This is a genomic window from Streptomyces sp. NPDC088732 (assembly GCF_044751205.1).
In the GTDB taxonomy this organism is placed as follows: Bacteria; Actinomycetota; Actinomycetes; order Streptomycetales; family Streptomycetaceae; genus Actinacidiphila.
Genome location: NZ_JBIVLI010000006.1, coordinates 130,824 through 156,980, shown reverse-complemented (window position 1 = coordinate 156,980; position 26,157 = coordinate 130,824). Strand labels below are relative to the sequence as shown.

Annotated in this window: 27 protein-coding genes; 7 read left to right on the top strand and 20 right to left on the bottom strand. The window is 71.9% G+C overall.

The features are described from left to right. The first annotated feature begins 140 nt into the window (after nucleotides 1–140). On the top strand, nucleotides 141–680 hold the full coding sequence (locus ACIP9H_RS12980) for a hypothetical protein (RefSeq protein WP_401584172.1): 540 nt from the start codon (nucleotides 141–143) through the stop codon (nucleotides 678–680). Nucleotides 681–1,043: 363 nt separating this feature from the next. Here ACIP9H_RS12980 and ACIP9H_RS12975 read toward each other — a convergent pair whose 3' ends face one another. Next, entirely contained in the window at nucleotides 1,044–1,478 is a 435-nt protein-coding gene (locus ACIP9H_RS12975; protein WP_401959074.1) for a hypothetical protein, read from the bottom strand. A gap of 386 nt (nucleotides 1,479–1,864) precedes the next feature. Next, nucleotides 1,865–2,074, bottom strand: a complete 210-nt coding sequence (locus ACIP9H_RS12970; protein ID WP_401584168.1) for a restriction endonuclease — start codon at nucleotides 2,072–2,074, stop codon at nucleotides 1,865–1,867. Nucleotides 2,075–2,232: 158 nt separating this feature from the next. On the opposite strand from ACIP9H_RS12970, the gene ACIP9H_RS12965 reads away from it, so the two are divergent. From ACIP9H_RS12965 to ACIP9H_RS12955, 3 genes are read left to right on the top strand one after another with little or no spacing between them, the layout of a single operon-like run. Beyond that, complete coding sequence (locus ACIP9H_RS12965; RefSeq protein WP_401584165.1) at nucleotides 2,233–2,580, top strand: hypothetical protein; 348 nt, start codon at nucleotides 2,233–2,235, stop codon at nucleotides 2,578–2,580. A 9-nt stretch (nucleotides 2,581–2,589) separates the two neighbouring features. Beyond that, nucleotides 2,590–3,327 carry a hypothetical protein gene (locus tag ACIP9H_RS12960; protein WP_401584163.1) on the top strand — a complete coding sequence of 246 codons (738 nt, stop codon included), beginning with the start codon at nucleotides 2,590–2,592 and terminating at the stop codon, nucleotides 3,325–3,327. Between the two features lie 35 nt (nucleotides 3,328–3,362). Continuing rightward, nucleotides 3,363–3,989 carry a hypothetical protein gene (locus ACIP9H_RS12955; RefSeq protein ID WP_401959072.1) on the top strand — a complete coding sequence of 209 codons (627 nt, stop codon included), beginning with the start codon at nucleotides 3,363–3,365 and terminating at the stop codon, nucleotides 3,987–3,989. Between the two features lie 25 nt (nucleotides 3,990–4,014). Here ACIP9H_RS12955 and ACIP9H_RS12950 read toward each other — a convergent pair whose 3' ends face one another. From ACIP9H_RS12950 to ACIP9H_RS12940, 3 genes are all read right to left on the bottom strand, one after another. Then, nucleotides 4,015–4,386: a hypothetical protein gene (locus ACIP9H_RS12950; RefSeq protein WP_401584751.1), complete on the bottom strand. Its 372-nt coding sequence runs from the start codon at nucleotides 4,384–4,386 to the stop codon at nucleotides 4,015–4,017. 214 nt (nucleotides 4,387–4,600) lie between these two features. Next, on the bottom strand, nucleotides 4,601–5,083 hold the full coding sequence (locus tag ACIP9H_RS12945; protein ID WP_401959070.1) for a hypothetical protein: 483 nt from the start codon (nucleotides 5,081–5,083) through the stop codon (nucleotides 4,601–4,603). A 66-nt stretch (nucleotides 5,084–5,149) separates the two neighbouring features. After that, nucleotides 5,150–5,731 (bottom strand): dienelactone hydrolase family protein, encoded by a 582-nt coding sequence (locus ACIP9H_RS12940; protein WP_401959204.1) that lies wholly within the window; start codon nucleotides 5,729–5,731, stop codon nucleotides 5,150–5,152. A gap of 80 nt (nucleotides 5,732–5,811) precedes the next feature. Here ACIP9H_RS12940 and ACIP9H_RS12935 point away from each other — a divergent pair, with 80 nt between their 5' ends. Beyond that, complete coding sequence (locus ACIP9H_RS12935; protein ID WP_401959068.1) at nucleotides 5,812–6,915, top strand: mechanosensitive ion channel family protein; 1,104 nt, start codon at nucleotides 5,812–5,814, stop codon at nucleotides 6,913–6,915. Nucleotides 6,916–6,948: 33 nt separating this feature from the next. Here the strand turns inward: ACIP9H_RS12935 and ACIP9H_RS12930 are convergent, their stop codons facing one another. The 5 genes from ACIP9H_RS12930 to ACIP9H_RS12910 all read right to left on the bottom strand — a co-directional run bounded on the left by ACIP9H_RS12930 (nucleotide 6,949) and on the right by ACIP9H_RS12910 (nucleotide 11,521). Beyond that, complete coding sequence (locus ACIP9H_RS12930; protein ID WP_401584155.1) at nucleotides 6,949–8,544, bottom strand: Na+/H+ antiporter; 1,596 nt, start codon at nucleotides 8,542–8,544, stop codon at nucleotides 6,949–6,951. Nucleotides 8,545–8,588: 44 nt separating this feature from the next. Continuing rightward, nucleotides 8,589–9,026: a GNAT family N-acetyltransferase gene (locus tag ACIP9H_RS12925; RefSeq protein WP_401584152.1), complete on the bottom strand. Its 438-nt coding sequence runs from the start codon at nucleotides 9,024–9,026 to the stop codon at nucleotides 8,589–8,591. Then, nucleotides 9,019–9,954, bottom strand: coding sequence for an RluA family pseudouridine synthase (locus tag ACIP9H_RS12920; protein ID WP_401584150.1), 936 nt, complete (start codon nucleotides 9,952–9,954; stop codon nucleotides 9,019–9,021). Before ACIP9H_RS12920 ends, ACIP9H_RS12925 begins: the two co-directional genes overlap by 8 nt. A 108-nt stretch (nucleotides 9,955–10,062) precedes the next feature. Beyond that, entirely contained in the window at nucleotides 10,063–10,623 is a 561-nt protein-coding gene (gene lspA, locus ACIP9H_RS12915) for a signal peptidase II (protein ID WP_360911941.1), read from the bottom strand. A 109-nt stretch (nucleotides 10,624–10,732) separates the two neighbouring features. Further along, nucleotides 10,733–11,521 (bottom strand): TraR/DksA family transcriptional regulator, encoded by a 789-nt coding sequence (locus tag ACIP9H_RS12910; RefSeq protein ID WP_401584148.1) that lies wholly within the window; start codon nucleotides 11,519–11,521, stop codon nucleotides 10,733–10,735. 22 nt (nucleotides 11,522–11,543) lie between these two features. Between ACIP9H_RS12910 and ACIP9H_RS12905 the strand changes: the two genes are divergently transcribed. Together ACIP9H_RS12905 and ileS are read left to right on the top strand one after the other, a co-directional pair. After that, complete coding sequence (locus ACIP9H_RS12905; protein ID WP_401584145.1) at nucleotides 11,544–12,182, top strand: hypothetical protein; 639 nt, start codon at nucleotides 11,544–11,546, stop codon at nucleotides 12,180–12,182. Nucleotides 12,183–12,589: 407 nt separating this feature from the next. Further along, on the top strand, nucleotides 12,590–15,727 hold the full coding sequence (gene ileS, locus ACIP9H_RS12900) for an isoleucine--tRNA ligase (RefSeq protein WP_401584142.1): 3,138 nt from the start codon (nucleotides 12,590–12,592) through the stop codon (nucleotides 15,725–15,727). A 299-nt stretch (nucleotides 15,728–16,026) separates the two neighbouring features. Here ileS and ACIP9H_RS12895 read toward each other — a convergent pair whose 3' ends face one another. The 10 genes from ACIP9H_RS12895 to murD all read right to left on the bottom strand — a co-directional run bounded on the left by ACIP9H_RS12895 (nucleotide 16,027) and on the right by murD (nucleotide 26,131). Then, complete coding sequence (locus ACIP9H_RS12895; RefSeq protein ID WP_401584139.1) at nucleotides 16,027–17,232, bottom strand: DivIVA domain-containing protein; 1,206 nt, start codon at nucleotides 17,230–17,232, stop codon at nucleotides 16,027–16,029. A gap of 46 nt (nucleotides 17,233–17,278) precedes the next feature. Continuing rightward, on the bottom strand, nucleotides 17,279–17,566 hold the full coding sequence (locus ACIP9H_RS12890; protein WP_319661048.1) for a YggT family protein: 288 nt from the start codon (nucleotides 17,564–17,566) through the stop codon (nucleotides 17,279–17,281). Between the two features lie 62 nt (nucleotides 17,567–17,628). After that, a complete protein-coding gene (locus ACIP9H_RS12885; protein ID WP_360911931.1) occupies nucleotides 17,629–18,228 on the bottom strand; it encodes a cell division protein SepF in 600 nt (199 codons plus the stop codon). 63 nt (nucleotides 18,229–18,291) lie between these two features. Then, entirely contained in the window at nucleotides 18,292–19,032 is a 741-nt protein-coding gene (locus ACIP9H_RS12880; protein ID WP_401584134.1) for a YggS family pyridoxal phosphate-dependent enzyme, read from the bottom strand. Between the two features lie 12 nt (nucleotides 19,033–19,044). Then, complete coding sequence (pgeF, locus tag ACIP9H_RS12875) at nucleotides 19,045–19,782, bottom strand: peptidoglycan editing factor PgeF (RefSeq protein ID WP_401584745.1); 738 nt, start codon at nucleotides 19,780–19,782, stop codon at nucleotides 19,045–19,047. Between the two features lie 15 nt (nucleotides 19,783–19,797). Beyond that, nucleotides 19,798–21,033 (bottom strand): cell division protein FtsZ, encoded by a 1,236-nt coding sequence (gene ftsZ, locus ACIP9H_RS12870; protein WP_401584132.1) that lies wholly within the window; start codon nucleotides 21,031–21,033, stop codon nucleotides 19,798–19,800. Between the two features lie 246 nt (nucleotides 21,034–21,279). Continuing rightward, nucleotides 21,280–22,062, bottom strand: a complete 783-nt coding sequence (locus ACIP9H_RS12865; RefSeq protein WP_401959063.1) for a cell division protein FtsQ/DivIB — start codon at nucleotides 22,060–22,062, stop codon at nucleotides 21,280–21,282. A 113-nt stretch (nucleotides 22,063–22,175) separates the two neighbouring features. Beyond that, nucleotides 22,176–23,267, bottom strand: a complete 1,092-nt coding sequence (murG, locus tag ACIP9H_RS12860; RefSeq protein WP_401584126.1) for an undecaprenyldiphospho-muramoylpentapeptide beta-N-acetylglucosaminyltransferase — start codon at nucleotides 23,265–23,267, stop codon at nucleotides 22,176–22,178. Between the two features lie 6 nt (nucleotides 23,268–23,273). Further along, nucleotides 23,274–24,680 carry a putative lipid II flippase FtsW gene (gene ftsW, locus ACIP9H_RS12855; RefSeq protein ID WP_401584123.1) on the bottom strand — a complete coding sequence of 469 codons (1,407 nt, stop codon included), beginning with the start codon at nucleotides 24,678–24,680 and terminating at the stop codon, nucleotides 23,274–23,276. 41 nt (nucleotides 24,681–24,721) lie between these two features. After that, nucleotides 24,722–26,131 carry a UDP-N-acetylmuramoyl-L-alanine--D-glutamate ligase gene (gene murD / locus ACIP9H_RS12850; RefSeq protein WP_401959202.1) on the bottom strand — a complete coding sequence of 470 codons (1,410 nt, stop codon included), beginning with the start codon at nucleotides 26,129–26,131 and terminating at the stop codon, nucleotides 24,722–24,724. Nucleotides 26,132–26,157 lie beyond the last annotated feature (26 nt).

Here is a 26,157-nt window from a genome sequence, read left to right as displayed (position 1 = left end):
CCGGATCGCCGTCGACCGGTCAACCCAGGAGCGTACGCCCGCGCCGGCCGGCGCGGCCCGCGGCGGTACGTGATATTCGCGTCACCGACGCCGCGCGTTCAACCGGGCACTTAACGCTCGCGCCGGGCGTTGGGGGGGCGATGAACACCACCAGGGGGCGGGACACCACACGCGGCCGCAGCGTCCGCCGCACCGTTTTCGGGCTGCTCGTGATCGGCGCCCTCGTACTGGCCGCCGTGGTCTGGCCCACCCTCTCCGCCCAGGTCCGCGCGGCCAACTGGCCGAAGGAGGCCCCCGGGGGCCCCGACCACATCACCCCGCGCATGGCGGCCGTCCGCGACGCCGTCGTCGCGGAGTTCGGCCCCCGCGGCCTCCGCGGCGCCCCCGGCTGCTACCGCGAGGACGGCGGCATCGCCGGCGGCGGCGAGCACCCCCTAGGCCGCGCCTGCGACTTCATGCTCATGCCCGCCGGCCACAAGGTCGCGGGCAAGCCGGAGGACCTCGGCAACGACATCGTCGCCTGGGTCCGCGAGCACGCGGACGAATACGGCATATGGTACGTGATCTTCGAGCAGCACATATGGTCCAGCCGCCTCCCCCAACAGGGCTGGAAACTCATGGAGGACCGCGGCTCGATCACCCAGAACCACTTCGACCACGTGCACATATCGGTCTACTGAGCAGCCGCGTGACCAGCCGGGCACTTCGCGCCCGACTCGGTTCCCCTGCTCAGGCGCGGCGAACCCGTCGGCACGCCCTTTGCGTTGTCGTCGAGCCACCGCACCGCACGCCGGCGTGCCGCTGACGCCGGGCCGCCGGATCGGGCTCGGTTCGCCGCCGGGCCACTGCCGGTGACCGGCGAGCCCGGTCGCAGTGCGGTGCGGTGCGTTGCGGCTCGATACGGCGTCACTTCCGGGCACACGAGCGGCCCCCACCGGTGTGCGGAGGTCACTGTGACGAGTTGCACAGGTCTCGCCGTCGTGCGTGCGCCCCGCGCGGCAAGTGCCGTGCGGGGCGCTGTCGAACCGCTCGGCCCGATTGCGCTAGTCGCTGCCCCCGTAGCCACCCCAGTCGTCACCGCTGTGCCCGCCGCCCCAGTCGTCACCGCTGTGCCCGCCGCCCCAGTCGTCACGCCCGTGGCCACCGCCCCAGCCGTCGTGGCCATGCCCGCCGCCCCAGCCGTCGTGGCCATGCCCGCCACCCCAACCGTCGTGGCCATGCCCGCCACCCCAACCGTCGTGACCATGCCCGCCACCCCAGCCGTCGTGACCGTGGCCTCCACCCCAGTCGTCACGGCCGTGCCCGCCGCCGTAGCCGTCGTCGTCGGGGCACGGTGCTCGGAAGCACTCGATGACACCGACATGGGACGGAGTCGTCTCCGGAGCGGAGGCGGACGCGATGCCCGCGCTTCCACCCGCGAGGAGAATTCCCGCAAAGGTCGCGATCACGGCCTTGCGTGCGAGGTTGTCCCTGGTCATGAGGCTTGACTTCCTTCCAGCATTTGACCTGCGCATGACATACGTCATCTCCGGGGAGTGACGACTGCGCCGTGATGCGGTGTACGTCGTGAGGGCCGGCGAATTCCGGCCTGCTACGCCAACTCCCCTGCGTGCGGACCACTCCTGCACTTATGGCGTCTTTAAATTCGACCCTAGCGAGCGGCGTGCAGCGTGTCCACTTATGGCCCAATACACGTATTTGATACCTCAACTGTCACGAAGCCATGTCGATGACCAGCAGAAATGGGCGAGTTCATTTCGGTGCCTGCGGCAATCATCAAGGCAGGCGAGTCATCGAGTAATGCTGACCGGACACCACGAAAGCCCCGCCGCATCGCAGCGGCGGGGCTTCGGCGTCGTGCGATTCACGGGAACGGCGCGTATCCGCGGCGGTCCCACTCGACGGCTGCGCCGTCGACGGTCCGCACGCCCCGCTCGTGTGCGAACTCGAGCGCCGGCGGGGTGAACCCGCTCGTCGTCACGAGCACCACGACGTCCTCGACGTGATGCCGCACGACGGTGCCGACGCGCCGCTGCGGCCGGTCATGAACGCCGCCGGAGGGGTCCACCCTCACGTTCGCTGCGAGCCGTTGTCGCGTCCACCGGCGCAGGTTGCAGCCCGTGGTCGGCGGGATTGCCCCTGCGGCACGGCCCGCATGGGGAATGATGGGCGTCCCGTGCAGGCCTGCGGCTTGCCGGATCCCTCGTCGTTCTCCTGGACGGGCACCTGCCGATGGATCTGCCGGAATCTCTCGCCCTCGCCGTGACGGTCCTCAAGGCCCCGCTGGAACGTGCCGACCGCGAGCAGGGCTGGACCGACGAACTGCGCCGGGAGGTCCAGGAGGAGATCTCGGTCAGCCGCTCCGTCCTGCGACGTCAAGGGCTCTGGGCGGTCAGGCTCCTGCGTCCCCGCCTCGACGAGTGGATGGCGCGCGAGCACGTGCTGCCCGGGCGCCTCCACGACGTGGTCCTGGAGGTGCAGACCCGCATCGTCGAAGCCCGCGACGCCGCCCGTCGGCAGACGGACGGAAGCCCGCCACAGGCTGCCGGGCCCTGTGCGGGGAACGGCGCGTCGCCCTAGGATCCACGGGTGCCCGCGACCGAGATCCTGACGACCAGTGAGCAACCCGAGCTGTACCAGCAGGTCAAGGTCGCGCTGCGCGACCGCTGGCCGGCCTTCGTCCTGCATTCCCCGGTCTCGGGAAGGTGCCGCCGCCGGGCGTCGGCCTACTTCCCGCGCTTCGACGTGCTCCTCGTGCAGGACGGCGAGGTGGTCGCCAACGCCGCCGCGGTGGCCCTGCGGTGGGACGGGGACGTGGACACGCTGCCGGAGGGCTACGACGACGCCCTGGAGCGTTCGGTGGCCGAGCACGAGGCGTCCTTCGCACCCGACACGCTCTGCGTCATGGCCGCCACCGTGCTGCCCGGGCACGCGGGCCGCGGGCTGGCCGGGGAGGTCCTCACCGCGCTGCGCGGGCGCGCGGCCGAAGCCGGACTGCGCCGGGTGATCGTGCCGGTGCGTCCGGCCCTCAAGGCGCGTTATCCGCTGACCTCGATGGAGGACTTCGCCCGCTGGACACGTGCGGACGGCCTGCACCTCGATCCGTGGATCCGCACCCACCAGCGGCTCGGGGCGACCGTCCTCGCCAGCGCTCCGCGTTCCATGGTCGTCCCCGGCACCGTCGCGGAGTGGGAGGAGTGGGCCGGCATGGCCTTCCCGCAGACCGGACGCTATGTCGTGCCGGACGCCCTCGACCCCGTCGAGATCGACCGCGAGCGCGACCTGGGAACGTACTCCGAGAGCAATCTGTGGATGCGGCACTTGTAGGGCGCGCGCTTCGAGTCGTCGCGACGGGAGGGGACATGGGAATCGGCTACAAGACGTCCTGGCTCGCGGTCCGGGACGCCGGGCCCGAGGAGGTGGCGGACGCCCTCGGGCTGCGGCACCGCCGGGCCATGGGCTGGCAGGACGGCACCGAGGCGGCCTACCGGCAGGGGGTCTTCGTGGCACGGCCCGTCGCCGCGTGGACGATCGCGCACGGCCGCGTCCATCTGCCGGCGGGGACCGACGCGACCGAGCCGGGCTTTCCCGACTGGCTCCGGTCGCTGGGCGCGCGACTCGGCGACCTCCAGTTCTTCACCACCGACCGCGTGAGCGAGTTCCACGCCTGGGCCCGGGTCGACGCCGGTGAGCTGACCCGCGCGTACTGCTGCGTCGGGATGCACGACGACATCCCGCTCCGGCTCGGCGAACCCACCGACGTGGAGAGGGAACTCGGCGTCGGGCTGCGCCGGATGGAGGAGCGGCGGCAGGACTGGCAGGAGGCCGACTGGGACGCCTGGTACGAGGCCGCGCCCGGCGAGGGCGACGTCATGGACATCGCCCGCCGCTGGGGCATCTGCCCCCTCGACATCCCGGACGGTTCCGTCGTCCTCCCGGGCGTCCACGGCTTCCCGCCGGGGATCGAGCCGGCGGACGCCCGGACCTGACACCCGGACCTGACACCGGGTGCGCTCACGCCATGGCGACGAATCCGCCCCGCGACCGGCCGCCGGTGAAGAGTTCCTCCCAGTCGATGTCCTCGGGCGGAACGTCGAAGGAGTCCAGGGAGACGACGACGGCTCCCCCGGCCTGCTCCGCCGCTCCGCACCACTGGGCCATGGCCTCGGCCTCCTCCTGCGACCGGGCGCCCTGGACCAGGCATCCCGCGTCGCCGGGGCCGTCGACCACCGACATGGTGAGCTTCGGCATGAGGCGCCACTCGGGGCACGACGGCATCCTGCCCCCGGGCGCGTGCAGCCCGGGCAGTGCGGAGTGGATCGGCGCTCCGGCGAGCAGGAGGAGCGGCACGGGTCCCAGCACGAAGTGGGTGTTCTCACGAGGCATCAGCACCCGCCGACTCTCTCACGGCCTCCCGGCCGCACCCCGCCAGGACACCGGTCCGCGGCCTGTCCGTCGTACGGCTTGCCCGACGTGAAGGGGTGGTTGTGCGTCGCCTGCTCGATGCGCCGGCCGTCGGTTCCCGCGTCCGGGAAGACAGCAGCTCTCCCCCGTGTCGGCGACTCGGTGCTCCGCACTGTGGCCCGGCGGGCCGGGCCCGTCAGGGGCAGATCCAGCAGTAGAGGCGGCGGCCGGTGGAGCGGGCGCGGCCGGCGAGGGCGGCGAGGTCCTCGAGGAAGACCCCGAGGGCGCGGGGGTCCAACTCCGCGCGGGAGGCGCCGGGGACGGCCGGGGTGCGCGAGGTGCGGGCCCAGCCGACGGCGACGTCCTCCAGCAGGCGGGGATCGAACGCGGCGAGGGCGTCGCGGAAGGTGTCGGTCAGGGAGACGGCGACGACCCCGCCGTCGCCGGCCATGCCGACCAGCGCGCCGCGGCGGGGGTCGGTCTGGACGTCCTCGGGCGCACGGCCGGTGATCAGTACCTCGGCGGGGAGGAGTTCGAGCACCGGGTCGACGCCCTCGACCACGAGCTGGTCGTAGTCGGGGGCGAGGGCCGCGCCGTCGTCGTGGACCTCTGCGCGGAGCACGGCGCGGACCGCGTCCCGGTCGTCGCCGGCGGAGTAGTAGCCGTAGAGAGCACCCATGGCCGGATGATCCCATCCGGCACTGACAACGGCCGCTGGGAGCAGGGCAGTTGTGGCCCCGCCCTGCTACTGCGCGTCCGCCGCGATGTCCGCGAGGAAGTCCAGGGCGATCGCCCACGCGCGCTCGGCGGCCTCGGCGTCGTAGTCGTCGAGGCCGGGGTCGGTGAACAGGTGGCCGGCGCCGCGGTAGCGGTGGACCTCCACGTCGGCGCCGGCCTTGCGCATGCGCAGGTACCAGGCGTTCAGCCAGTCGTCGGGCTCGAAGGGGTCCGGCTCGGCGACGTGCAGCTGGACGGGCATGCCGGTCGAGGCGTCGTCGGCGATGTCGGACGTACCGTGCAGCAGCAGGAGGCCGCGGGCGTTGTCGTCGGCGAGGGCGAGGTTCTGGGCGATGGAGCCGCCGAGGGAGAAGCCCGCGTAGACCAGGCCGCGTTCGGAGAGCGGACCGGAGACGGTGACGGCGCGCATCAGCAGCTCGTCGCGGCCGATCTCGTCCTTGATGGCCATGCCCTCTTCGACGGTCCCGGCGGTCCGGCCCTCGTACAGGTCGGGCACGTGCACCTCGTGCCCGGCGGCGCGCAGCCGGTCGGCGGCGGCGTGCACGGCGGGACGGAGTCCGTAGGCCGAGTGGAAGAGCACGATGGTCATGCCGGAGGTCACAATCTCACGTCCCATGGGTGGTGCACGATCGGGGTACGGGCTCCATCATGCCCGTTACCGTCGAGACCATGGACTCCGTCGTACGGCCGCTGGGCGTGGTGGGCGGCTCCCTCATCGTGACTCTTGCCGTGGGCTGGGCCGTCGACCACGCGCTGCGCCGCGCCGACGCCCGTCACCCCGAGACCCCCTTGTGGCAGCTGCTGCGGCGCGCCAGGCTGCCGCTGCAACTGGTGATCGGCAGCTCCCTGCTGCGGGGTTCGTACGAGCAGGCGCATCTTGCCCGCGGCCACACGCAAGCGGTCGGCCAGGTGCTGACCCTGGTGCTGATCGGGGCCTGCGCCTGGCTGGTGGTCCGGGTCGCGGCCGCGATCGTGGAGGCCTCGTACTCGCGGTACGCCTCTGGGGCGCAGGACGCGGCGCGGGTGCGCCGGGTGCGCACGCAGGTGTCGCTGATCCAGCGGGCGGTGTCGGCGGTGGTCGGCGTGGTCGCGGTGGCGGCGATGCTGCTGACGTTCCCCGCCATGCGCGGCTTCGGGGCGTCCGTGCTGGCCTCCGCGGGCCTGATCGGCATCGTGGCGGGTATCGCGGCCCAGTCGACGCTGGGGAACCTGTTCGCGGGGCTGCAGATCGCCTTCGGCGACATGGTGCGGATCGGCGACGCCGTGGTGGTGGAGGGCGAGTGGGGGACGATCGAGGAGATCACCCTGACCTATCTCGTGGTCCGCACCTGGGACGAGCGGCGGATCACCATGCCGGTGTCGTACTTCACCAGCAAGCCCTTCGAGAACTGGTCGCGCGGCGACGCCCGGATGACGGGCACCGTCTACTTCCACCTCGACCACACCACTCCCGTGGACCTGATGCGCGCCCGGCTGCAGGAGGTCCTCGAGGAGTGCCCGCAGTGGGACGGCCGGGCCTGGGGCCTGGTGGTGACGGACGCGACCCCCACCACGATCCAAGTGCGGGCGCTGGCCACGGCGAAGGACGCGGACGACATCTGGACGGTGCGCTGCGTGGTGCGCGAGCAGATGATCGACTGGCTGCGCCGTGAGCACCCGTACGCCCTGCCCCGCATCAACACCGCCCAGGCACCGGGCCTTGCCGAGGCCCCGGAACGCGAGCAGGCGACGCCGGACGCGAGCGACATCGGGCCGGGCCCCGGCGCCCGTTAGCCGGACACCGGGACGCCGGGACACCGGGACGCGCTAGCGGGACACCCGCAGGCTGCGGACGTCGAGCTGGCGCAGCACCCGGTCGACGATCTCCGGGTCGTAGCCGGGTTCGCTGCGGGCGGCCAGGATCTCGTGCCGGGCCGCGGAGAGCATGTCCCGCTGCACGCGCTCCAGGGTCCTGATGCGGCCCACCCGCGCGGTGTGCCGGTCGCGCTTGTCGTCGTCGACGATGTCGGGGCAGATCCGCGCCCCGACGTCGAAGGCGCGGCGGTGGAGGAGCTCGGAGACCTCCTCGGGGAAGCTCTCGGTCGCCTCCACCTCCTTCAGCCGCTGCTTGGCGGCCGCCATGGCGCGCAGCGCGAGCAGCATCTCCATGTCGTGCTCGATCTGGGTGTCGCTGCTGACCCCGAGCCGTCTGACGACCCACGGCAGAGTGAGGCCCTGGAGCACCAGGGTGGTCAGGACGACGGCGAACGCGATGAAGAGGATCTCGTCGCGCGCCGGGAACGCGTCGCCGTTGTCACTGGTGTGCGGGATGGCCAGGGCCAGGGCGACGGACGCCACTCCGCGCATGCCGGACCACCACATGACGAGGGTCTCGCGCCCGCTCATGGGGATGTCCTCGTCCAGGTCGCGCCGTTTGTGCAGCTTCCTGGCCAGCAGGGAGGCGGGCAGCAGGTACGCGAGCCGTACGACGATCACCGCGCCGACGACGAGCGCCGCGTGGCCGACCATCGTTCCCCAGCGCCCGGCACCGACCCCGAAGACGTTGTGCAGTTCCAGGCCGATGAGGCCGAAGGCGACGCCGGTGACGAGGGTGTCGACGACCTCCCAGAAGGTGGCGCCGACCAGCCGGCCCGTCACGTCGTCGGCGTCCACGGCGTGCTCGGCCAGGAAGAGCGCGGTGGTGAGGACGGCGAGGACGCCGGAGCCGTGGGCCTCGTCGGCGATGGCGTACGCCGCGAAGGGGACGAGCAGCGACAGCCCGATCTGGAGGGTCGGGTCGCCCACGACCCCCATCAGTTTGGAGGCCATCCAGCCCAGGGCGAGGCCCACCACGACCGCGACGACCGCCGACAGCAGCAGTTCGCCGAGCGCCTCCGGCCAGGAGAAGGCGCCCGTGACGGCGGCGGCGACGGCCACGTTGTAGACCACGATCGCGGTGACGTCGTTGAACAGCCCCTCGCCCTCCAGCGTGGAGACCATGCGCCGGGGAAGCCCGAGCCGCCCCGCCACGGCGGTGGCCGCCACCGGGTCCGGAGGGGCGACGAGCGCGCCGAGCGCGACGGCACCGGCCAGAGAGATGCCGGGGACGACGGCGCTGGCGATGCCGCCCACGGCCGCCGTGGTGATGAGCACCAGGGCGACGGCGAGCAGGAAGATCGCCCTCTTGTTGGCGGCGAACTGCCGCCACGAGGTGCGCTGGACGGAGGCGTAGAGCAGCGGCGGCAGCACGAGCGGCAGGATGAGCGCCGGGTCGATCTGCACATTGGGCACGAACGGCAGCAGGGCCAGCACGACCCCGAGCAGTGTCATGAGGACGGGCGACGGCAGCCCCAGCCGGTCGCCCAGCGGCACCATGATGATGGCCGCGAGCATCAGGGCGAAGAACAGCGCGAGTTGATCCACGCCCCTAGCGTGACATGTCCGCCGAGCCGGTCCCGGTCAGCCCGTCACAGCGCGCGCCTCATGGAGCGGTGGGCGATGCCCGCCTCCTCGTACTCCTCGCCGTAGGACGCGTAGCCCAGGCGCTCGTAGAAGCCGAGGGCGTGGACCTGTGCGTGCAGTTCGACGGTGTGCAGTCCGCGCAGCCGGGCCTGCTCCTCCACGGCCCGCACCAGTGCCGCCCCCAGGCCCAGCCCGCGGGCCGCGGAGAGCACGGCGAGACGGCCCAGCACACCGGTGCCGTCCGCGCCGGGGAGCAGCCGGCCGGCGCCCAGCGCGCCGTCGGGGCCGATCGCCACCACATGGACGGCGGTCGCGTCGAGTTCGTCGTACTCCAGGTCGGCGGGCACCTTCTGCTCCAGCACGAAGACCTCGTGCCGCACGGCGAAGTACGCCTTCAGGTCGTCCGGGCCCTCGGGCACCCGGATCGTGTAGGTCTCAGGCACTGTCGCCCCGCACGATGTCGAGGGCGTGCTGGAGGTCCTCGGGGTAGTCGCTCTCGAACTCGACCCAGGTGCCGTCCCCGGGGTGCGTGAAGCCCAGGCGCACCGCGTGCAGCCACTGGCGTGCCAGCCCCAGCCGTTTGGCGAGGGTCGGATCGGCGCCGTAGGTCAGGTCGCCGGCGCAGGGGTGGCGGTGGGCGGCCATGTGCACGCGGATCTGGTGGGTGCGGCCGGTCTCCAGCTTGATGTCCAGCAGCGAGGCGGCGCGGAACGCCTCGACCAGGTCGTAGTGCGTCACGCTGGGCTTGCCGTCCGCGGTCACGGCCCACTTGTAGTCGTGGGTGGGGTGGCGGCCGATCGGCGCGTCAATGGTGCCGCTCAGCGGGTCGGGGTGGCCCTGGACGAGGGCGTGGTAGCGCTTGTCGACGGTCCGCTCGCGGAACTGCTGCTTGAGGTCGCTGTAGGCGATCTCCGACTTGGCCACGGCCATGAGACCGGAGGTGCCGACGTCCAGCCGGTGCACGATGCCCTGGCGCTCCGCAGCGCCGGAGGTGGAGATCCGGTAGCCGGCCGCCGCCAGGCCGCCGATGACGGTGGTACCGGTCCAGCCGGGGCTGGGGTGCGCCGCGACGCCCACCGGCTTGTCGACGACGACCACGTGCTCGTCGTCGTGGACGATGCGCATGCCCGGCACCGGCTCGGCGACGATCTCCACGGGCCGCGGCGGGGCCGGCAGCTCGACCTCCAGCCAGGCGCCGCCCGAGACGCGGTCCGACTTTCCCGCGGTGCTGCCGTCGATCGTCACCTTCCCCGACGCCGCCAGCTCGGCGGCCTTCGTCCGGGAGAAACCGAACATGCGGGCGATGGCGGCGTCGACACGCTCGCCTTCGAGACCGTCGGGAACAGGGAGGGACCGAACTTCGGCAGACATACTCACCTGGTCGAGTATGCCGGATGGGTGACCGGTGCTTCCCCGCCCGCGCGTTCCGGCCGGTCTTCGGCGGCCCGGCGGCCTGGCGGCCCGGCGGCCCGGCGGCCGTCAGTCCTTGTGGACCGTGCCGTCCGGGTCGAGGCCCCGGAAGGAGAGCAGGACGATCAGGATGCCGCCGCAGACGATCGCCGAGTCGGCGAGGTTGAAGACGGCGAAGTGGGCGGGGGCGACGAAGTCGACCACGTGCCCCTGGAAGAAGCCCGGCGCCCGGAACACCCGGTCGGTGAGGTTGCCGAAGGCGCCGCCGAGCAGCAGCCCGAGCGCGATCGCCCACGGCACGCTGTGCAGCTTCCGCGCGATGCGCGCGATCACCACGATGACCGTGACCGCGATCACGGTGAAGACGATCGTCATGCCCTGCCCGAAACCGAAGGCCGCGCCCGCGTTGCGGACCGCCTCCAGGCGCAGGTAGTGCCCGAACACGTCGATCGGCTCACGCCCCTCCAGGCGCGTCACCACCCAGATCTTGGACAGCAGGTCCAGGGTGTACGCCAGGGCCGCCACACCGAGCAGCACGGCGACGCGCCGCGGCCCCTTGGGGACGGTCGCTTCCGTGCCACCGGTCGGCTCGTCCGCCGTGTCCGTCGCCGTCTCCTGTGCCTTCGCCATGTGAGTCCTTCAGCCCCGATGTCCCGGCCAGGCCTGATCCTGACGCTGACGAGGTTACGGCACACACGTCCGAACGGCGGGGGCGGCCGGGCGCTGCCCCCGCGAAATCTCAGTAGCGGCGCTCCTGCCGCTGCTTGCAGTCGACGCACAGCGTGGCGCGGGGGAAGGCCTGCATCCGCGCCTTGCCGATGGGCTCCCCGCAGGACTCGCACAGCCCGTACGTACCGGAGTCGAGCCGTTCCAGCGCGTGCTCGGTCTGGGCGAGCATCTCGCGGGCGTTGGCGGTGAGCGCCATTTCGTGCTCGCGGGTGATGTTCTTGGTGCCGGTGTCGGCCTGGTCGTCACCGGCGCCGTCGCCGGAGTCGCGCAGCAGGCCGGTGATGGCGTCCTCCGAGGTCGAGATCTCCGTCCGGAGCCGGTCCATCTCGGCCAGCAGCTCGGCGCGGGCCGCGTCCACCTCCTCGGCGGACCAGGGCTCCTCGCCGGGGCGGACCGGCAGGTCGCCGGGGGCGACGATGCCGGTCGGCCGGGCGATACGGGCCGTGGGCACCGCGGAGGCGGACCCCCCTGATGCGGCCGTACCGGCCGCGGTCTTCTTCGCTACCACCTTCTTGGCTCCCTTTTTCGTGGCCTTCGCGGTCGCGTCGGTCTTCGCGGTCGCGCCGGACTTCGCCGGCCCGGACTCCTTGGGGGGCCCGGCCGTCCGCCCCGCCTTCGCGGTCTTCTTCGGCGCGGCGGCGGCCTTCTTGGCCGCCGGCGCCTTCTCCGCCGCGGGGGCGGTCTTCTTCGCGGGGGGCGCGGTCCTGTGGGCCGCCCGTCCCGCCGTCTTGCCGGCCTTGCCCGACTGGCCCGCGGCGCGTGTGGGCGCCGTCGTCGTGGTCTTCTCGGCCTCCGCCACGGCAGCTCTCTTCCCTGCGGCCTTGACCGCGGTCCTCCGCGCGCCTTCCGCGGTCTGCTTCACGGCACCGGCCGTCTTCCTGGCGGGCGGCTTCTCGGATGCCGTCCCCTTCGAGGATGCCGCCTTTGTGACGGATTTCGCCTTTCCGGAGGACGCCGATTTCTTCGCGGGGGTCGCGGAAGCGGCCCTCACAGCCTTGGCCGGGGCCTTGGCCGGGGCCTTCGCGGGAGCCTTGGCGCGGCTCTTCGCCGGGCTCTTCGCGGGCGCCTCCACCGGGGCCGTCGCCTTGCCGGGCTTCGCGGTCTTCTTCGCGGCCTTCCCCGCCTTGGGGGACGCGGCGGCCGTCCTGCGTGCGGGCGCGGAAGGGGCGGGGCGTTCGACCGCGGCTTTGGGCGCGGCTTTCCCGCGGCCCGCGGTGGCGGCCCTGGGTGTCGCCTTCTTCGCCGTCGCCTTCTTCGTGGCGGTGGCCTTCTTCCCCACCATGGTCGCGGCCCCTTCACATATTGTGATCTTGCACGCGAATCGTGCCGGAACGATAAATCGGCCCCGGACCCGCGGCAACGGGGCACGCCGCCGGATTCGCCCGCCTTGCCCGGTCGGGAGGCGGGCATGCATCCGTTGTGCCCAGCTCTCCGCCAGGTATTCCGGTACCGACCGGTAGCGGGGGGCGCACCCGGCCATTCGGGTCACTCCGGCCCCGCGGGCGACCCGGCCCGGGGCGGCCCCCTCAATGCCTGGCCTTCGGCGCGGGCGACCCCAGTACACTGGCCTGAGCGAAAGGCGTGGAAGGGGACGAGTAGCGCCGCACGCAGCCCATAGCGACCCGGGGACGGTGGAAGCCCGGGGGTGTGCGCGACGTGAAGATCACCCCGGAGCCGCCGGAAGAAAGCCCGCGAGGGCGAGTAGACCCGGTAGCGCAACCCCAATGAGGGGGCTGCGGAACGACCCCGCCAGGGGCCCGCCCGCCGCCAAGGAGGGTGGTACCGCGGGACCGGCGCAGCTGCCGGCTCTCGTCCCTCCGACGGAATACGCACGCACCAATGACGTGTCCGCCGGAGGCAGAATCCGATGACGCAGTACCGCCAGGTCCCCGCCCAGGTCGACCTGCCCGCGCTGGAGCACGAAGTGCTCGCGTTCTGGCAGGAGAACAAGGTCTTCGCCCGTTCGCTGGAGCAGACCCAGGGCAAGCCGGAATGGGTCTTCTACGAGGGCCCGCCGACGGCCAACGGCATGCCCGGCGCGCACCACATCGAGGCCCGCGTCTTCAAGGACGTCTTCCCCCGCTTCAAGACCATGCAGGGCCACCATGTGACCCGCAAGGCCGGCTGGGACTGCCACGGCCTCCCCGTGGAGCTCGCCGTCGAGAAGGAGCTCGGCTTCACCGGCAAGAAGGACATCGAGGCATACGGCATCGCCGAGTTCAACGCCAAGTGCCGGGAGTCGGTGACCCGGCACACCGACGCCTTCGCCGAGCTGACGACCCGTATGGGCTACTGGGTCGACCTCGACGAGGCCTACCGCACGATGGACCCCGAGTACATCGAGTCCGTCTGGTGGTCGCTGAAGCAGATCTTCGACAAGGGCCTGCTCGTCCAGGACCACCGCGTCGCGCCCTGGTGCCCGCGCTGCGGCACCGGCCTGTCCGACCACGAACTCGCCCAGGGCTACGAGACCGTGGTCGACCCCTCGGTCTTCGTGCGCTTCCCGCTCACCTCCGGCCCGCTCGCCGGCGAGGCCGCGCTCCTGGTGTGGACGACCACGCCCTGGACGCTGGTGTCCAACACCGCCGTCGCGGCGCACCCCGACGTCACCTATGTGGTGGCGACGAAGGGCACCGACGACTCCGAGAAGCTGGTCGTCGCCGAGCCGCTGCTCGGCAAGGCGCTCGGTGAGGGCTGGGAGCCCACCGGACAGAGCTTCACCGGCCGCGAGATGGAGCGCTGGACGTACCGGCGCCCGTTCGCGCTGGTCGAGATCGAGAACGCGCACTACGTCGTCAACGCCGAGTACGTCACCACCGAGGACGGCACGGGTCTGGTCCACCAGTCGCCCGCGTTCGGTGAGGACGACCTCAAGACCTGCCGCGCCTACGGCCTGCCCGTGGTCAACCCGGTGCGCCCCGACGGCACCTTCGAGGAGGAACTGGAGCTCGTCGGCGGCCAGTTCTTCAAGAAGGCCGACGAGGCCCTGGTGGCCGACCTCCAGGAGCGCGGTCTGCTCTTCCGGCACCTGCCGTACGAGCACAGCTACCCGCACTGCTGGCGCTGCCACACCGCGCTGCTCTACTACGCGCAGCCGTCCTGGTACATCAGGACGACCGCGGTCAAGGACGCGCTGCTGCGCGAGAACGAGCGCACCAACTGGTACCCCGAGGCGGTCAAGCACGGCCGGTTCGGCGACTGGCTGAACAACAACATCGACTGGGCGCTGTCCCGGAACCGGTACTGGGGCACTCCGCTGCCCATCTGGCGCTGCGAGGAGGGCCACCTCACCTGCGTCGGCTCGCTGACCGAGCTGTCGGAGCTGACCGGCACCGACCAGACCGGCCTCGACCCGCACCGCCCCTTCATCGACGACGTCACCTTCGCCTGCCCGCAGTGCCAGGGCGCCGCCACGCGCGTGCCCGAGGTCATCGACGCCTGGTACGACTCCGGTTCCATGCCGTTCGCGCAGTGGGGCTACCCGTACCGCAACAAGGAGGTCTTCGAGCGCAGCTTCCCCGCGCAGTTCATCTCCGAGGCGATCGACCAGACCCGCGGCTGGTTCTACACGCTGATGGCGGTCGGCACCCTGGTCTTCGACCGGAACTCCTACGAGAACGTGGTCTGCCTGGGCCACATCCTCGCCGAGGACGGCCGGAAGATGTCCAAGCACCTGGGCAACATCCTCCAGCCCATCCCGCTCATGGACCAGCACGGCGCCGACGCCGTGCGCTGGTTCATGGCGGCCGGCGGCTCGCCCTGGGCGGCCCGCCGGGTCGGCCACGGCACGATCCAGGAGGTCGTCCGCAAGACGCTGCTGACCTACTGGAACACCGTCGCCTTCCAGGCCCTGTACGCCCGCACCGCGGGCTGGGCCCCCGGTGAGGCCGACCCGGCGCCCGCCGACCGCCCGCTGCTGGACCGCTGGCTGCTCGGCGAACTCGGCACCCTGGTGCGCGAGGTCACCGGCGCGCTGGAGTCGTACGACACCCAGCGGGCCGGCAAGCTGCTCTCCTCCTTCGTGGACGACCTGTCCAACTGGTACGTCCGCCGCTCCCGCCGCCGCTTCTGGCAGGGCGACAGGGCGGCGCTGCGCACCCTGCACGACGTCGTCGAGACCGTGACCCGGCTGATGGCCCCCCTGGTGCCGTTCATCACCGAGCGCGTCTGGCAGGACCTGGTCGTCCCGGTCGCCCCGGGCGCACCGGAGTCCGTGCACCTGACGAGCTGGCCGACGGTGGACGAGGCGCTCGTCGACCCCGCCCTGTCCGAGCAGATGGCCCTCGTACGGCGTCTGGTGGAGCTGGGCCGGGCAACGCGTGCGGAGTCCGGGGTCAAGACCCGTCAGCCCCTCTCGCGGGCGCTGGTGGCCGCGGCGGGCTTCGAGTCGCTGGGCGAGGAACTGCGGGCGCAGATCGCCGAGGAGCTGAACGTCCTCTCGCTGGCGTCCCTCAGCGAGGTCGGCGGCTCCCTGGTGGACACCACGGCCAAGGCCAACTTCCGCGCGCTCGGGAAGCGGTTCGGCAAGGGCGTCCAGGCCGTCGCCAAGGCCATCGCCGAGTGCGAGGCCGCGGCGCTGTCGCTCGGCCTGCGCGAGGGCACGGCCTCCGTCGTGGTGGACGGCGAGCCGGTCGCCCTGTCGGCGGAGGAAGTGATCATCACCGAGACCCCGCGCGAGGGCTGGTCGGTCGCCTCCGACTCCGGCGCGACCGTGGCGCTCGACCTGGAGGTCACCCCGCAGCTGCGCCGGGCGGGGCTGGCCCGTGACGTGATCCGGCTCGTCCAGGAGGCACGCAAGAACAGCGGCCTGGACGTCGCCGACCGCATCGCGCTGCGCTGGGCCGCCGCGGACGCGGAGCTGGCCTCGGCCCTGGAGGAGCACGCGGGGCTCGTCGCGGACGAGGTCCTCGCGACGGACTTCGCCGCCGGCGGTCCCGAGGACGGCTACGGCCCCGCCTTCACCGACGAGGCCCTCGGCCTCACCTTCCACCTCCGCAAGCGGTAGGCACCTGACGGAAGTCCGGCCGACCCGGCGCGGGACCCGCGCCGGGTCCGCCGGCCCGGCTTGCTCCATCCGGGTGTTCCGGCACCCCGCCGCCCCCGTCCACAGCACCGTGGGCGGGGGCGGCTCCTTTGTGCGTCCGGAGCGGCCGCCGTGCCCCGGCAAGGGGGCCTGGAGACCTCGGCGGCGCGAAGGGCGCACCGGGACGCAGCAGGCCACGCACAAGGGCCGGGCCCCCGAGGGAAGTGATTCCCTGGGGGCCCGGCCCTGTGTCGTGCGGTGGTGCGTGAGCGACCCTGCGACTAGTTGTCGTCCTCGTCGATCAGGAACCCGCGCATCGGCGTGGGCGCCTGCTGCAGCGGAGCCGGGCCCTGCGGCCGGACCGGTGCCATCGGCTGCGTCATGGCGGGGGACATCTGCTGCTGGCCGCCGTAGGTCGGGTTGGGGCCGCTGTGGCCGCCCATGCCCTGGCCGCCGTAGCTCTGGCCGCCGCCCATGGTGCCGGCACCGGCCGTGGCCATGCCGCCGCCCATGGTGCCGCCGCCCATGCCGCCCATACCGCCGGAACCGGAGGACAGGGAGGGGGCCGCGGAGGTCCGCGGCGGGGCGAGCGAGTCGTCGGCCTGGTTCTCCAGCTGGCGCAGCTGGCTCTCCAGGTAGGACTTCAGACGGGTGCGGTACTCGCGCTCGAAGCCGCGCAGGTCCTCGACCTTGCGCTCCAGCGTCGCGCGGGCGGACTCGAGCGAGCCCATGGCCACGCGGTGCTTCTCCTGCGCGTCCCGCTCGAGCGCGTCCGCCTTGGCGCGGGCGTCGCGCTCCAGACCCTCGGCACGGCTGCGGGCCTCACCGACGATCTTGTTGGCCTCGGCGCGCGCCTCGGCGATCGCCTGGTCGGCCGTCTGCTGCGCGAGCGAGAGCACGCGGGCAGCGCTGTCGCCGCCGGGGCCCTGCTGCTGCATGGGGTGGCCGCCCTGCATGGGGCCGGGACCCTGCTGCTGCATCGGGTGCTGGCCCATGTGGCCGGGACCCTGCTGCATCGGGTGGCCGCCCTGCATGGGACCGGGACCCTGCTGCTGCATCGGGTGCTGGCCCATGTGGCCGGGACCCTGCTGCTGCAGACCCTGCTGCTGCATGGGGTGCTGCCCCATGTGGCCCTGCTGAGCGCTGGGCCCGGCGGGCAGGGCGAGGCCACTGCCGGGTCCCTGGGGGCCGCCCATCTGCTGCGGCGGCACCGGCTGCGGTCCGGATATGGCGGCGGGCACGGGGGCCCCGGGGCCGCCGCGGCCGTCCTGCGGCTCGGGCTTGCGCATGCCCTGCTGCTGGTTCTGGGCAGCGGCGCGCGTGGCCGCGGCCAGCTTCGCGCGCAGATCCTCGTTCTCGCGCAGCAGCCTGGTCAGTTCCGCCTCGACCTCGTCGAGGAAGGCGTCCACCTCGTCCTCGTCATAGCCTTCTCGGAGGCGGACGGTCGTGAACTGCTTGTTCCGCACGTCCTCGGGGGTCAGTGGCATCTCTTCACCTCAACGTGATCGTCGACATATCGGGAGCCCGCATCGGTCATCTCAAGCCCCCCACGACGGTGAGCAGGATGTACACGATGATCATCAATACGAAGAAGGACAGGTCGAGCGCCACGCCCCCGAGACGCAGCGGCGGAATGAACCGCCGCAGAAGCTTGAGTGGCGGATCGGTGACAGTGTAGGTGGTCTCCAGGACGACCACCATGGGCTTCCCAGGCTGCCACGATCGGGCGAACTGGAAGACATAGTCCATCACCAACCGGAAGATCAGGACAAGCAGGAAGCACATCAACGCGATCCACAGCACCTGGAGTGCGATGTCCATCGCGCTTCCCTCTCCTCTGCCTGTCCATGGGCCTCGCGGCCGGTTTCGTGCGGTTGCGTATCTCAGCTCTGATTGAAGAACCCGCCCTCGGCGATGCGGGCCTTGTCCTCCGCCGTGACATCGACGTTAGCAGGCGACAGCAGAAACACCTTCTGCGTCACCCGCTCGATGCTCCCGTGCAGCCCGAAGACCAGACCGGCGGCGAAGTCGACAAGTCGCTTTGCGTCTGTGTCGTCCATCTCCGTCAGATTCATGATCACCGGGGTGCCCTCGCGGAAGTGTTCCCCGATGGTACGGGCTTCGTTGTACGTCCGGGGGTGGAGTGTCGTGATCCGGTACGGCTCTCGTTCGGACACGACCTTAGGCATGATCACCGGTGCGTTCTTCTCCAGGCTATGGCGTTCTTGTGTGATGGATGCCACTGGGGCGATCCGTGGTTCCCGGGGGACCGGCGGGTGCACGAGGCGTGCCGGCTCCTCCGGTTGCGTCTGGTGCGGCGGCTGGTGGGACGGGTGCGGCTGGTGCGGCTGGTGCGACCGGCGGGGACGCTCCGGCTCCGGCTCGGGCTCGAACTCGTCGTCCGGGTCGAATCCCGGGCCGTCGTACCCGTCGTCCTCCACGAGGCCGAGGTAGACCGCCATCTTGCGCATCGCGCCGGCCATGCTCTGCGTCCTCTCAGCGGGGAAAGACCATATTTTTTGTGTGGTCCGACTTGGTTGGTGACGTTACCGGAGCCCGGTCCGGACTCCGAGTACCGCGCTACCGATGCGTACGTGTGTCGCACCTGCGGCAACGGCCTCTTCGAGATCCGCGCTCATCCCTGCCGAGACCATGTTCGCAGCAGGATGCATCTCGCGCAGGCAGGATGAGATTTCCGCCAGCCGGCCGAACGCGGCGCGGGGTTGACCGGCGTAGGCCCCGGCCAGCGGCGCGACCGTCATGAGGCCGTCAAGTCGCAGGCCCGGAGCGGCAGTCACCGCTTCGGCGATCCCTTCGACGGCATCCGGTGCGATTCCGCCGCGGGTACCCTGGGCCCCCGACTCGGCGTCCAGCGCGACCTGGACGAGGCAGCCCAGTTCGCGGCCCGCCCGGTCGGACTTCATGACCGCGGCGGACAGCGCCTCGACCAGTCGGACGCGGTCCACCGAGTGCACGACATCGGCATAACCCACCACCGATCGCACCTTGTTGGTCTGCAACTGGCCCACGAAGTGCCAGGTGAGCGGGAGGTCGGCGCAGGCCGCCGCCTTGGGCGCGGCGTCCTGGTCGCGGTTCTCCGCGACCTCGCGGACGCCCAGTCCCGACAGGATCCGGACGTCACTTGCGGGGTAGGTCTTGGTGACCACGACCAGGGTCACCTCGTCCCGGGCCCGGCCGGCCGCCGCGCACGCGTCGGCGATCCGCCGCTCCACCCGGGCCAGGTTGGCCGCGAGTTCGGCCCGTCGTTCTTCCGTTCCGTCAGTCATTGCGCGCGCCGCTCACTGGTCGCCGTCCAGCCAGACATATCCGGCGAGCCGACCGGTGGTGCGCTCGCGGCGGTAGGAGAAGTGGTCGCCCGACTCCATGGTGCAGATATGTGATTTCTCACCCGCGGGCACGCCGAGACGGGCGAGTTGGGCGTGCACCCCGGCCGCGACGTCGACGGAGGGGGTGCCCCAGCTGGTGGTGGCCCGCGCCTCGGGAACGGCCGAGGCCACGTCCTCCCGCATCTGCTCGGGCACTTCGTAGCAGGCGCCGCAGACCGACGGCCCGGTGGCGGCGATGATCCGCTCCGGCCTGGCGCCGAGTCCGACCATCGCCTCGACGGCCGCCGGGACGACACCGGCGACCAGTCCCGGCCGGCCGGCGTGGGCCGCGGCGACGACCCCGGCCTCGGTGTCGGCCAGCAGGACGGGGACGCAGTCGGCGGTCAGCACCGCGAGCGCGAGACCGGGCCGGGTGGTGACGATCGCGTCCACCTCCGGCACCCGCCGTTCGCCCCAGGGGGCGGCGACGACGGCCACGTCGTTGCCGTGCACCTGCTTCATCCACACCACGTGCGCCGGGTCCAGGCCCAGTTCACGGGCGGCGAGGTCGCGGTTGGAGAGGACGGCGGCCGGGTCGTCGCCGACCGCACCGCCGAGATTGAGGCTGTCGTACGGAGCGGCGCTCACCCCGCCCCACCTGTCGGTGAAGGCGAAGTGGGCGCCGCCCGGACGTGCGTGGTTGTGCGTTATCACGTGAGGCTGTGCTTACTTGAGGAAGTCGGGTACGTCGAGTTCCTCGGCGCTGGTGTCCTGGTAGGGACGCGCCGGGGGAACCTGCGGGGCGGTGGGCTGGGCCGGGACGTCGGCCACCGGCTCGGGCTGGGCCGGCTCCTCGTCGCGCTGGGTGACACTGCCCAGACCCGCGAAGGCCGGACGCGAGGGCTCGGCCGGCGGGGTGGCCGGACGGACCGGGGGCGTCGCCGTGCTGCCGCTCTCGTCGCGGGAGCCGCCGTACGTCCCGAGCACCTTGTCCCGGTTGCTGCGGGTCGGGGGCTGGCCGCCGTCGAACCCGGCCGCGATGACGGTGACCCGGACCTCGTCGCCCAGGGCGTCGTCGATGACGGCGCCGAAGATGATGTTGGCCTCGGGGTGGGCGGCCTCGCTGACCAGTTGGGCCGACTCGTTGATCTCGAACAGGCCGAGGTCGGAGCCGCCGGAGATGGACAGCAGGACGCCCCGGGCGCCGTCGATGGACGCCTCGAGCAGCGGGGAGGAGATCGCCATCTCCGCGGCGGCGACCGCGCGGTCGTCGCCGCGGGCCGAGCCGATCCCCATGAGAGCGGAACCCGCCTCGGACATCACGGACTTCACGTCGGCGAAGTCGAGGTTGATCAGGCCCGGGGTGGTGATCAGGTCGGTGATGCCCTGGACACCGGAGAGCAGCACCTGGTCGGCGGACCGGAAGGCGTCCAGCACGCTCACCTGGCGGTCCGAGATGGACAGCAACCGGTCGTTGGGGATCACGATGAGGGTGTCGACCTCGTCGCGCAGCTGGGCGATGCCGTCCTCGGCCTGGTTGGCGCGGCGGCGGCCCTCGAAGGTGAACGGGCGGGTGACCACCCCGATCGTGAGGGCGCCCAGCGAGCGGGCGATGTTGGCGACCACAGGCGCGCCACCGGTGCCGGTGCCGCCACCCTCACCCGCGGTGACGAAGACCATGTCGGCGCCCTTGAGCACCTCTTCGATCTCCTCGCGGTGGTCCTCGGCGGCCTTGCGGCCGACATCGGGGTTGGCGCCGGCACCGAGGCCGCGCGTGAGTTCGCGGCCGACGTCGAGTTTCACGTCGGCGTCGCTCATCAGCAGGGCCTGTGCATCGGTGTTGATCGCGATGAACTCGACGCCCTTGAGACCGACCTCGATCATCCGGTTGATGGCGTTGACGCCACCGCCGCCGATGCCGACGACCTTGATGACTGCGAGGTAGTTCTGCGGTGCTGCCACGTCGAAGGCCTCTCGCCTCGAGTTACGTATACCTGTGGGACGGTCGGGAGGTGCCGGCCGACCCGAACCCTAACCCTCAGGTTTAGGGTTACCAGTATGTCTGTCCCGCACGTTCTTTGGGACAGGACACTAAATCGACAAGCGGTTCGCGTTCAACGAACACGCCGAACCTCCCGTTTTTCTTTTGACCCTATGTGATCACGCAGGAGCCGGACCAACCAGGGTGTCGAACGGAAGGCTGAGACGTCAACCGTCCGATGCCGCAGGGGCTGTTGGGGCACTCACGTCGTAGAAGACGGCATGCGCTTCGACTTTCATGAGCGCCGCGAGCGCGAACGCCTTTTCCTCGCCGCGCTCCACGCTCCCCCACACCACGGTGCGTCCGCCCGCCAGCTCCACCGAGATGTCGTCCCAGGAACGGACTTCGATCAGACGGGCCTGCTGGTAGGCGGCTTTCGGGAGGTCGGCGGCGACCTGGACGGCAGCGGCGAGGAGCCGCTTTGTCCCGAAATGGCGAAAGCTCGCCGAGTCGCGGTCGGGGTTCAATTCGATGACGGGGACACCCTTGATGAGGTCGCGGATCTTCGCGAACCGTACGCCGTCGGCGTCCACTTCGATGAAGTTCCCGCCATCTTTCACCAGGGCCGCGGGAGTTCGCTCCGTCACTTTAAGAACGATCGTGTGCGGCCATGAACGTTCCACTGTCACATTCGCGATGCGCGGAAGGCGTTCCCGCAGCCGGCCGGCCACCGCGTCGGTGTCCACGGAGACCAACGGGCCGTCCAGCGGCACCTCGGCGGCGTCCCGTACTTCGTCCGGTGTCAGCACGTCGGCGCCGGTCACGGTGACGGACGTCGCGCGCAGCCAGGCCGAGCCGTACAGCAGCCAGGCGGACGTGCCCGTGAGCAGACCGGCGGCGGCGAGCGCCGCGAGCGTGATCGCACGGCGGCGGCGGGCCGATCCCGGCGACGGCTGGATCTCGTCGTCGCCCTGGTCGGCGGCCGGCTCGGCGGTCGTCGGTACGGCCACGTTCGCCTCCGGGGGTTGGGGGTGGGTTCGTCCGCTGCGCAGCAGGCTAGCCGCCCCGCCCGGCTCACCTGCGGGCGCACGCCGGTGGGTGGGCCGGGGCCCACCCACCGGGCTCAGCGACGACGGGCCGCGATCGCCTCGTGGACCATGCCGACGAGCAGCTCGTCGGCGTGCGGCCGGCCGAATTCGGCCGCGGCGCGGGACATTTCATACAGTCGGTGCGGATTGGTCAGGACCGGCAGGACATGGCCCAGCACCCATTCCGCGGTGAGTTCGGCGTCGTCGACGATGACGCCGCCGCCGGCCTTGACCACCGGCTGGGCGTTGAGCCGCTGCTCGCCGTTGCCGATGGGCAGCGGCACATAGGCCGCGGGAAGGCCCACGGCGGACAGCTCGGCGACGGTCATGGCGCCGGCGCGGCAGAGCATCATGTCGGCGGCCGCGTAGGCCAGATCCATCCGGTTCAGGTAGGGCACCGGGATGTACTGCGGCATGCCGGGCATATTGTCGGCCTGCGGGAGTTCGTTCTTGGGGCCGACCGCGTGCAGGATCTGCACGCCGGACTGCTGAAGTCGCGGCGCCACGGAGGCGATCACCTCGTTGAGCCGCCGCGCGCCCTGCGAGCCGCCGGAGACCAGCAGCGTCGGCAGGGTCTGGTCGAGCCCGAACGCGGCCCGCGCCTCGCCCCGCATCGCGACACGGTCCAGCGTGGCGATGGAGCGGCGCAGCGGGATGCCGATGTAACGGGAGTGCCGGAGCTTGCTGTCGGGGGTGCTCACCGCGACGTGCTCGGTGTAGCGCGAGCCGATCTTGTTCGCCAGGCCGGGGCGGGCGTTGGCCTCGTGCACCACGATCGGCACACCGAGCCGCTTGGCGGCCAGATAGCCGGGCAGCGCCACATAGCCGCCGAAGCCGACCAGCGCGTCCGCCTTGGTGCGCTCCAGGATCTGCTCCGCGGCCTTGATCGTGCCGCGCAGCCGCCCGGGCACCGTGATCAGCTCGGGGGTGGGCCTGCGCGGCAGCGGGACGGCGGGGATCAGAGCCAGCTCATAGCCGCGCTCGGGCACGAGCCGGGTCTCCAGGCCCCGTTCCGTGCCCAGCGCGGTGATCCCCACGGTCGGGTCCTGCCTGCGCAGGGCATCGGCAAGCGCGAGCGCGGGCTCGATGTGGCCGGCGGTCCCCCCACCGGCGAGTACGACGTGCACCGAAATTCACCGCTCCCTGGACGGCCGCCGTGCGACGAACCGCCTCATCGTCCGTGTCATTGCCCCCGGCCAGTAGCCGGGCCCCCGCGCCTTGAGTGCCGCCCGCGCCCCGGGCTCGCTCCTTGCGAAGGAGATGAGCAGCCCGATCGCGAACATGGTCGGCAGGAGGGCCGAGCCCCCGTAGGAGAACAGCGGGAGCGGGACGCCGGCGATCGGCAGCAGGCCGAGCACCGCACCGATGTTGACCACGAACTGAGCCGTGATCCACGTCGTCACCCCACCCGCGGCAAACCTGACGAAGGGGTCCTCCGTACGACCGGCCACGCGGATACCCGCATAGCCTAGAGCCGCGAAGAGGGCGAGCACCGACAGCGTCCCCGCCAGGCCCAGTTCCTCCCCGGTCACGGCGAAGATGAAGTCGGTGTGCGGTTCGGGCAGTTGGCCCCATTTTTCCACACTCGCACCCAGACCGGAACCGAACCATCCGCCGGAGGCCAGGGCGTAGATCCCGTGCACGGCCTGCCAGCAGCCGCCACTGGGAGTGACATCGGTGGCCCCGATGCAGGCGAGCCGGCCCATCCGGTTGCCGCTGGTCTTGATCAGCAGGAAGCCGATGACCCCCGCCACCGCCAGCACGCCCGCGAACAGCCGGGTGGGGGCGCCGGCGATCCACAGCAGGCCGAAGAGGATCGCGGTCAGGATGATGGCGGTGCCCATGTCGCCGCCGAGCATGATGAGGCCGAGCAGCAGGAAGGCGATCGGCACCAGCGGGATCAGCAGGTGCTTCCACTGCACGAGCAGCTTCTTGTCGTCCTTGCGGGCCAGCAGGTCCGCTCCCCACAGCACCAGGGCGAGCTTGCCGAACTCACTGGGCTGGAGCTGGAACGGGCCGCCGAGGTAGATCCAGTTCTGGTTGCCGTGCACCGACTGCCCTATCCCCGGCACCTGTACCAGTGCCATCAGGAAGACCGAGCCCACCAGCAGCGGGTACGCCAGTGCCCGGTGCAGCCGCACGGGGATCCGGGACCCGACGACGAGCAGCCCGGTGCCCAGCACGGCCGCGAAGAGCTGCTTGCGGAAGTAGTAGGTGGAGGGCAGCCCGTACTCCAGGGCCTTGATCTGGGACGCGGAGAAGACCATCACCAGGCCGAGGACGGTGATCAGCAGGCTGCTGCCGAGGATCACGTAGTACGCCGTCAACGGGCGGTCCCAGGCCCGCTTCACCCGGTCGAAGACCACCTTGGCGCCGCGCAGGGCGCTCCCCCGCGACGGACTCCGCGGGGGCCGGGGCGCGGGCGGCCGCGCGCGCCCCGGGCGGGGCAGTGCCGCCGCCGGGCGCGCCGGGCGGGCGGGGGCGCCGAGCGCGTTGCGGGAACGAGAACCGGGGGCGCCACCGTGGTCGGCTGCCGTCATGTCCCCTCCTTGGTCGCGGTGCGTGCCGGAGCGGCCTGCGGCTACTGCCCGGTGTCGGGGGCCCGCAGGTCCCGTACGGCCTCGGCGAACGCGTCGCCGCGGACGTTGTAGTTCGCGAACATGTCCATCGATGCACAGGCCGGGGCCAGGAGCACCGTGTCGCCCGGGTGGGCCAGGTCCCGCGCTGCGCGGACGGCGGCCGCCATCGCCCCAGTGTCGGTGCGGTCGAGGTCGACGACCGGGACCTCGGGGGCGTGTCGCGCGAGCGCTTCGCCGATGAGCGCCCGGTCGGCGCCGATCAGCACAACACCGCGCAGCCGCTTGGCGGCCCCCGTGACGAGCCCGTCGAACGTCGCGCCCTTGGCGAGGCCGCCGGCGATCCAGACGATGTGCTCGTACGCGGCCAGGGAGGCCTCGGCGGCGTGCGTGTTGGTGGCCTTGGAGTCGTCGATGTACGTGACGTCGTCGACGGTGCCGGCGTGCGCGATGCGGTGGGCGTCCGGGCGGAAGGCGCGCAGTCCGTCGCGGACGGCGGCCGGCTGCACGCCGAAGGCACGGGCGAGGGCGGCCGCGGCCAGCGCGTTGGCGATGTTGTGCGGGGCCGGCGGGTTCACGTCGGAGATCTCCGCCAGCTCCTGGGCGGAGGTGTGCCGCTCGGGGGCGAAGGCCCGGTCGACCAGGATGCCGTCCACGACGCCGAGTTCGGAGGGGCGCGGGCTGCCGAGGCCGAAACCGATCGCGCGGCAGCCCTCCTCGACGTCGGCCTCGCGCACCAGCGCCTCGGTCGCGGGGTCGGCCAGGTTGTACACGCAGGCGACCGTGTTGCCCTCGTAGATACGGCCCTTGTCGGCGGCGTAGGCCGCCATGGAGCCGTGCCAGTCGAGGTGGTCCGGGGCGAGGTTGAGCACCGCGGCGGAGTGCGGGCGCACGGAGGGCGCCCAGTGCAGCTGGTAGCTGGACAGCTCGACCGCGAGCACGTCGTACGGCTCGTCGGAGAGCACGACGTCCAGGACCGGGGTGCCGATGTTGCCCACGGCCGCGGTGCGCAGGCCCGCGGCGTCCAGGATCGAGGCGAGCATCTGCACGGTCGTGGTCTTGCCGTTGGTGCCGGTGACCGCGAGCCAGGGGGCAGCCGCCGCGCCGCGCAGCCGCCAGGCCAGCTCCACGTCGCCCCAGACCTCGACCCCGGCCGCCTCGGCGGCGGTGAAGAGCGCACTGGTGGGCTTCCAGCCCGGGGAGGTGACGATCAGTTCGGTGCCCTCGGGCAGGGTGGCTCCGTCGCCGAGCCGTACGGCGACGCCGAGCGCCTCCAGGGGGGCGGCCTGCGCGCGGTGCCGCTCGCTGTCGCCGCCGTCCACCACGGTGACCCGCGCGCCCAGCGCGGCGAGCACCTCGGCGGCCGGGATCCCGGAGACCCCGAGCCCGGCCACCGTCACGCGGCGGCCCGGCAGCCCGAGCGCGCGGGCCGCCTCGACGG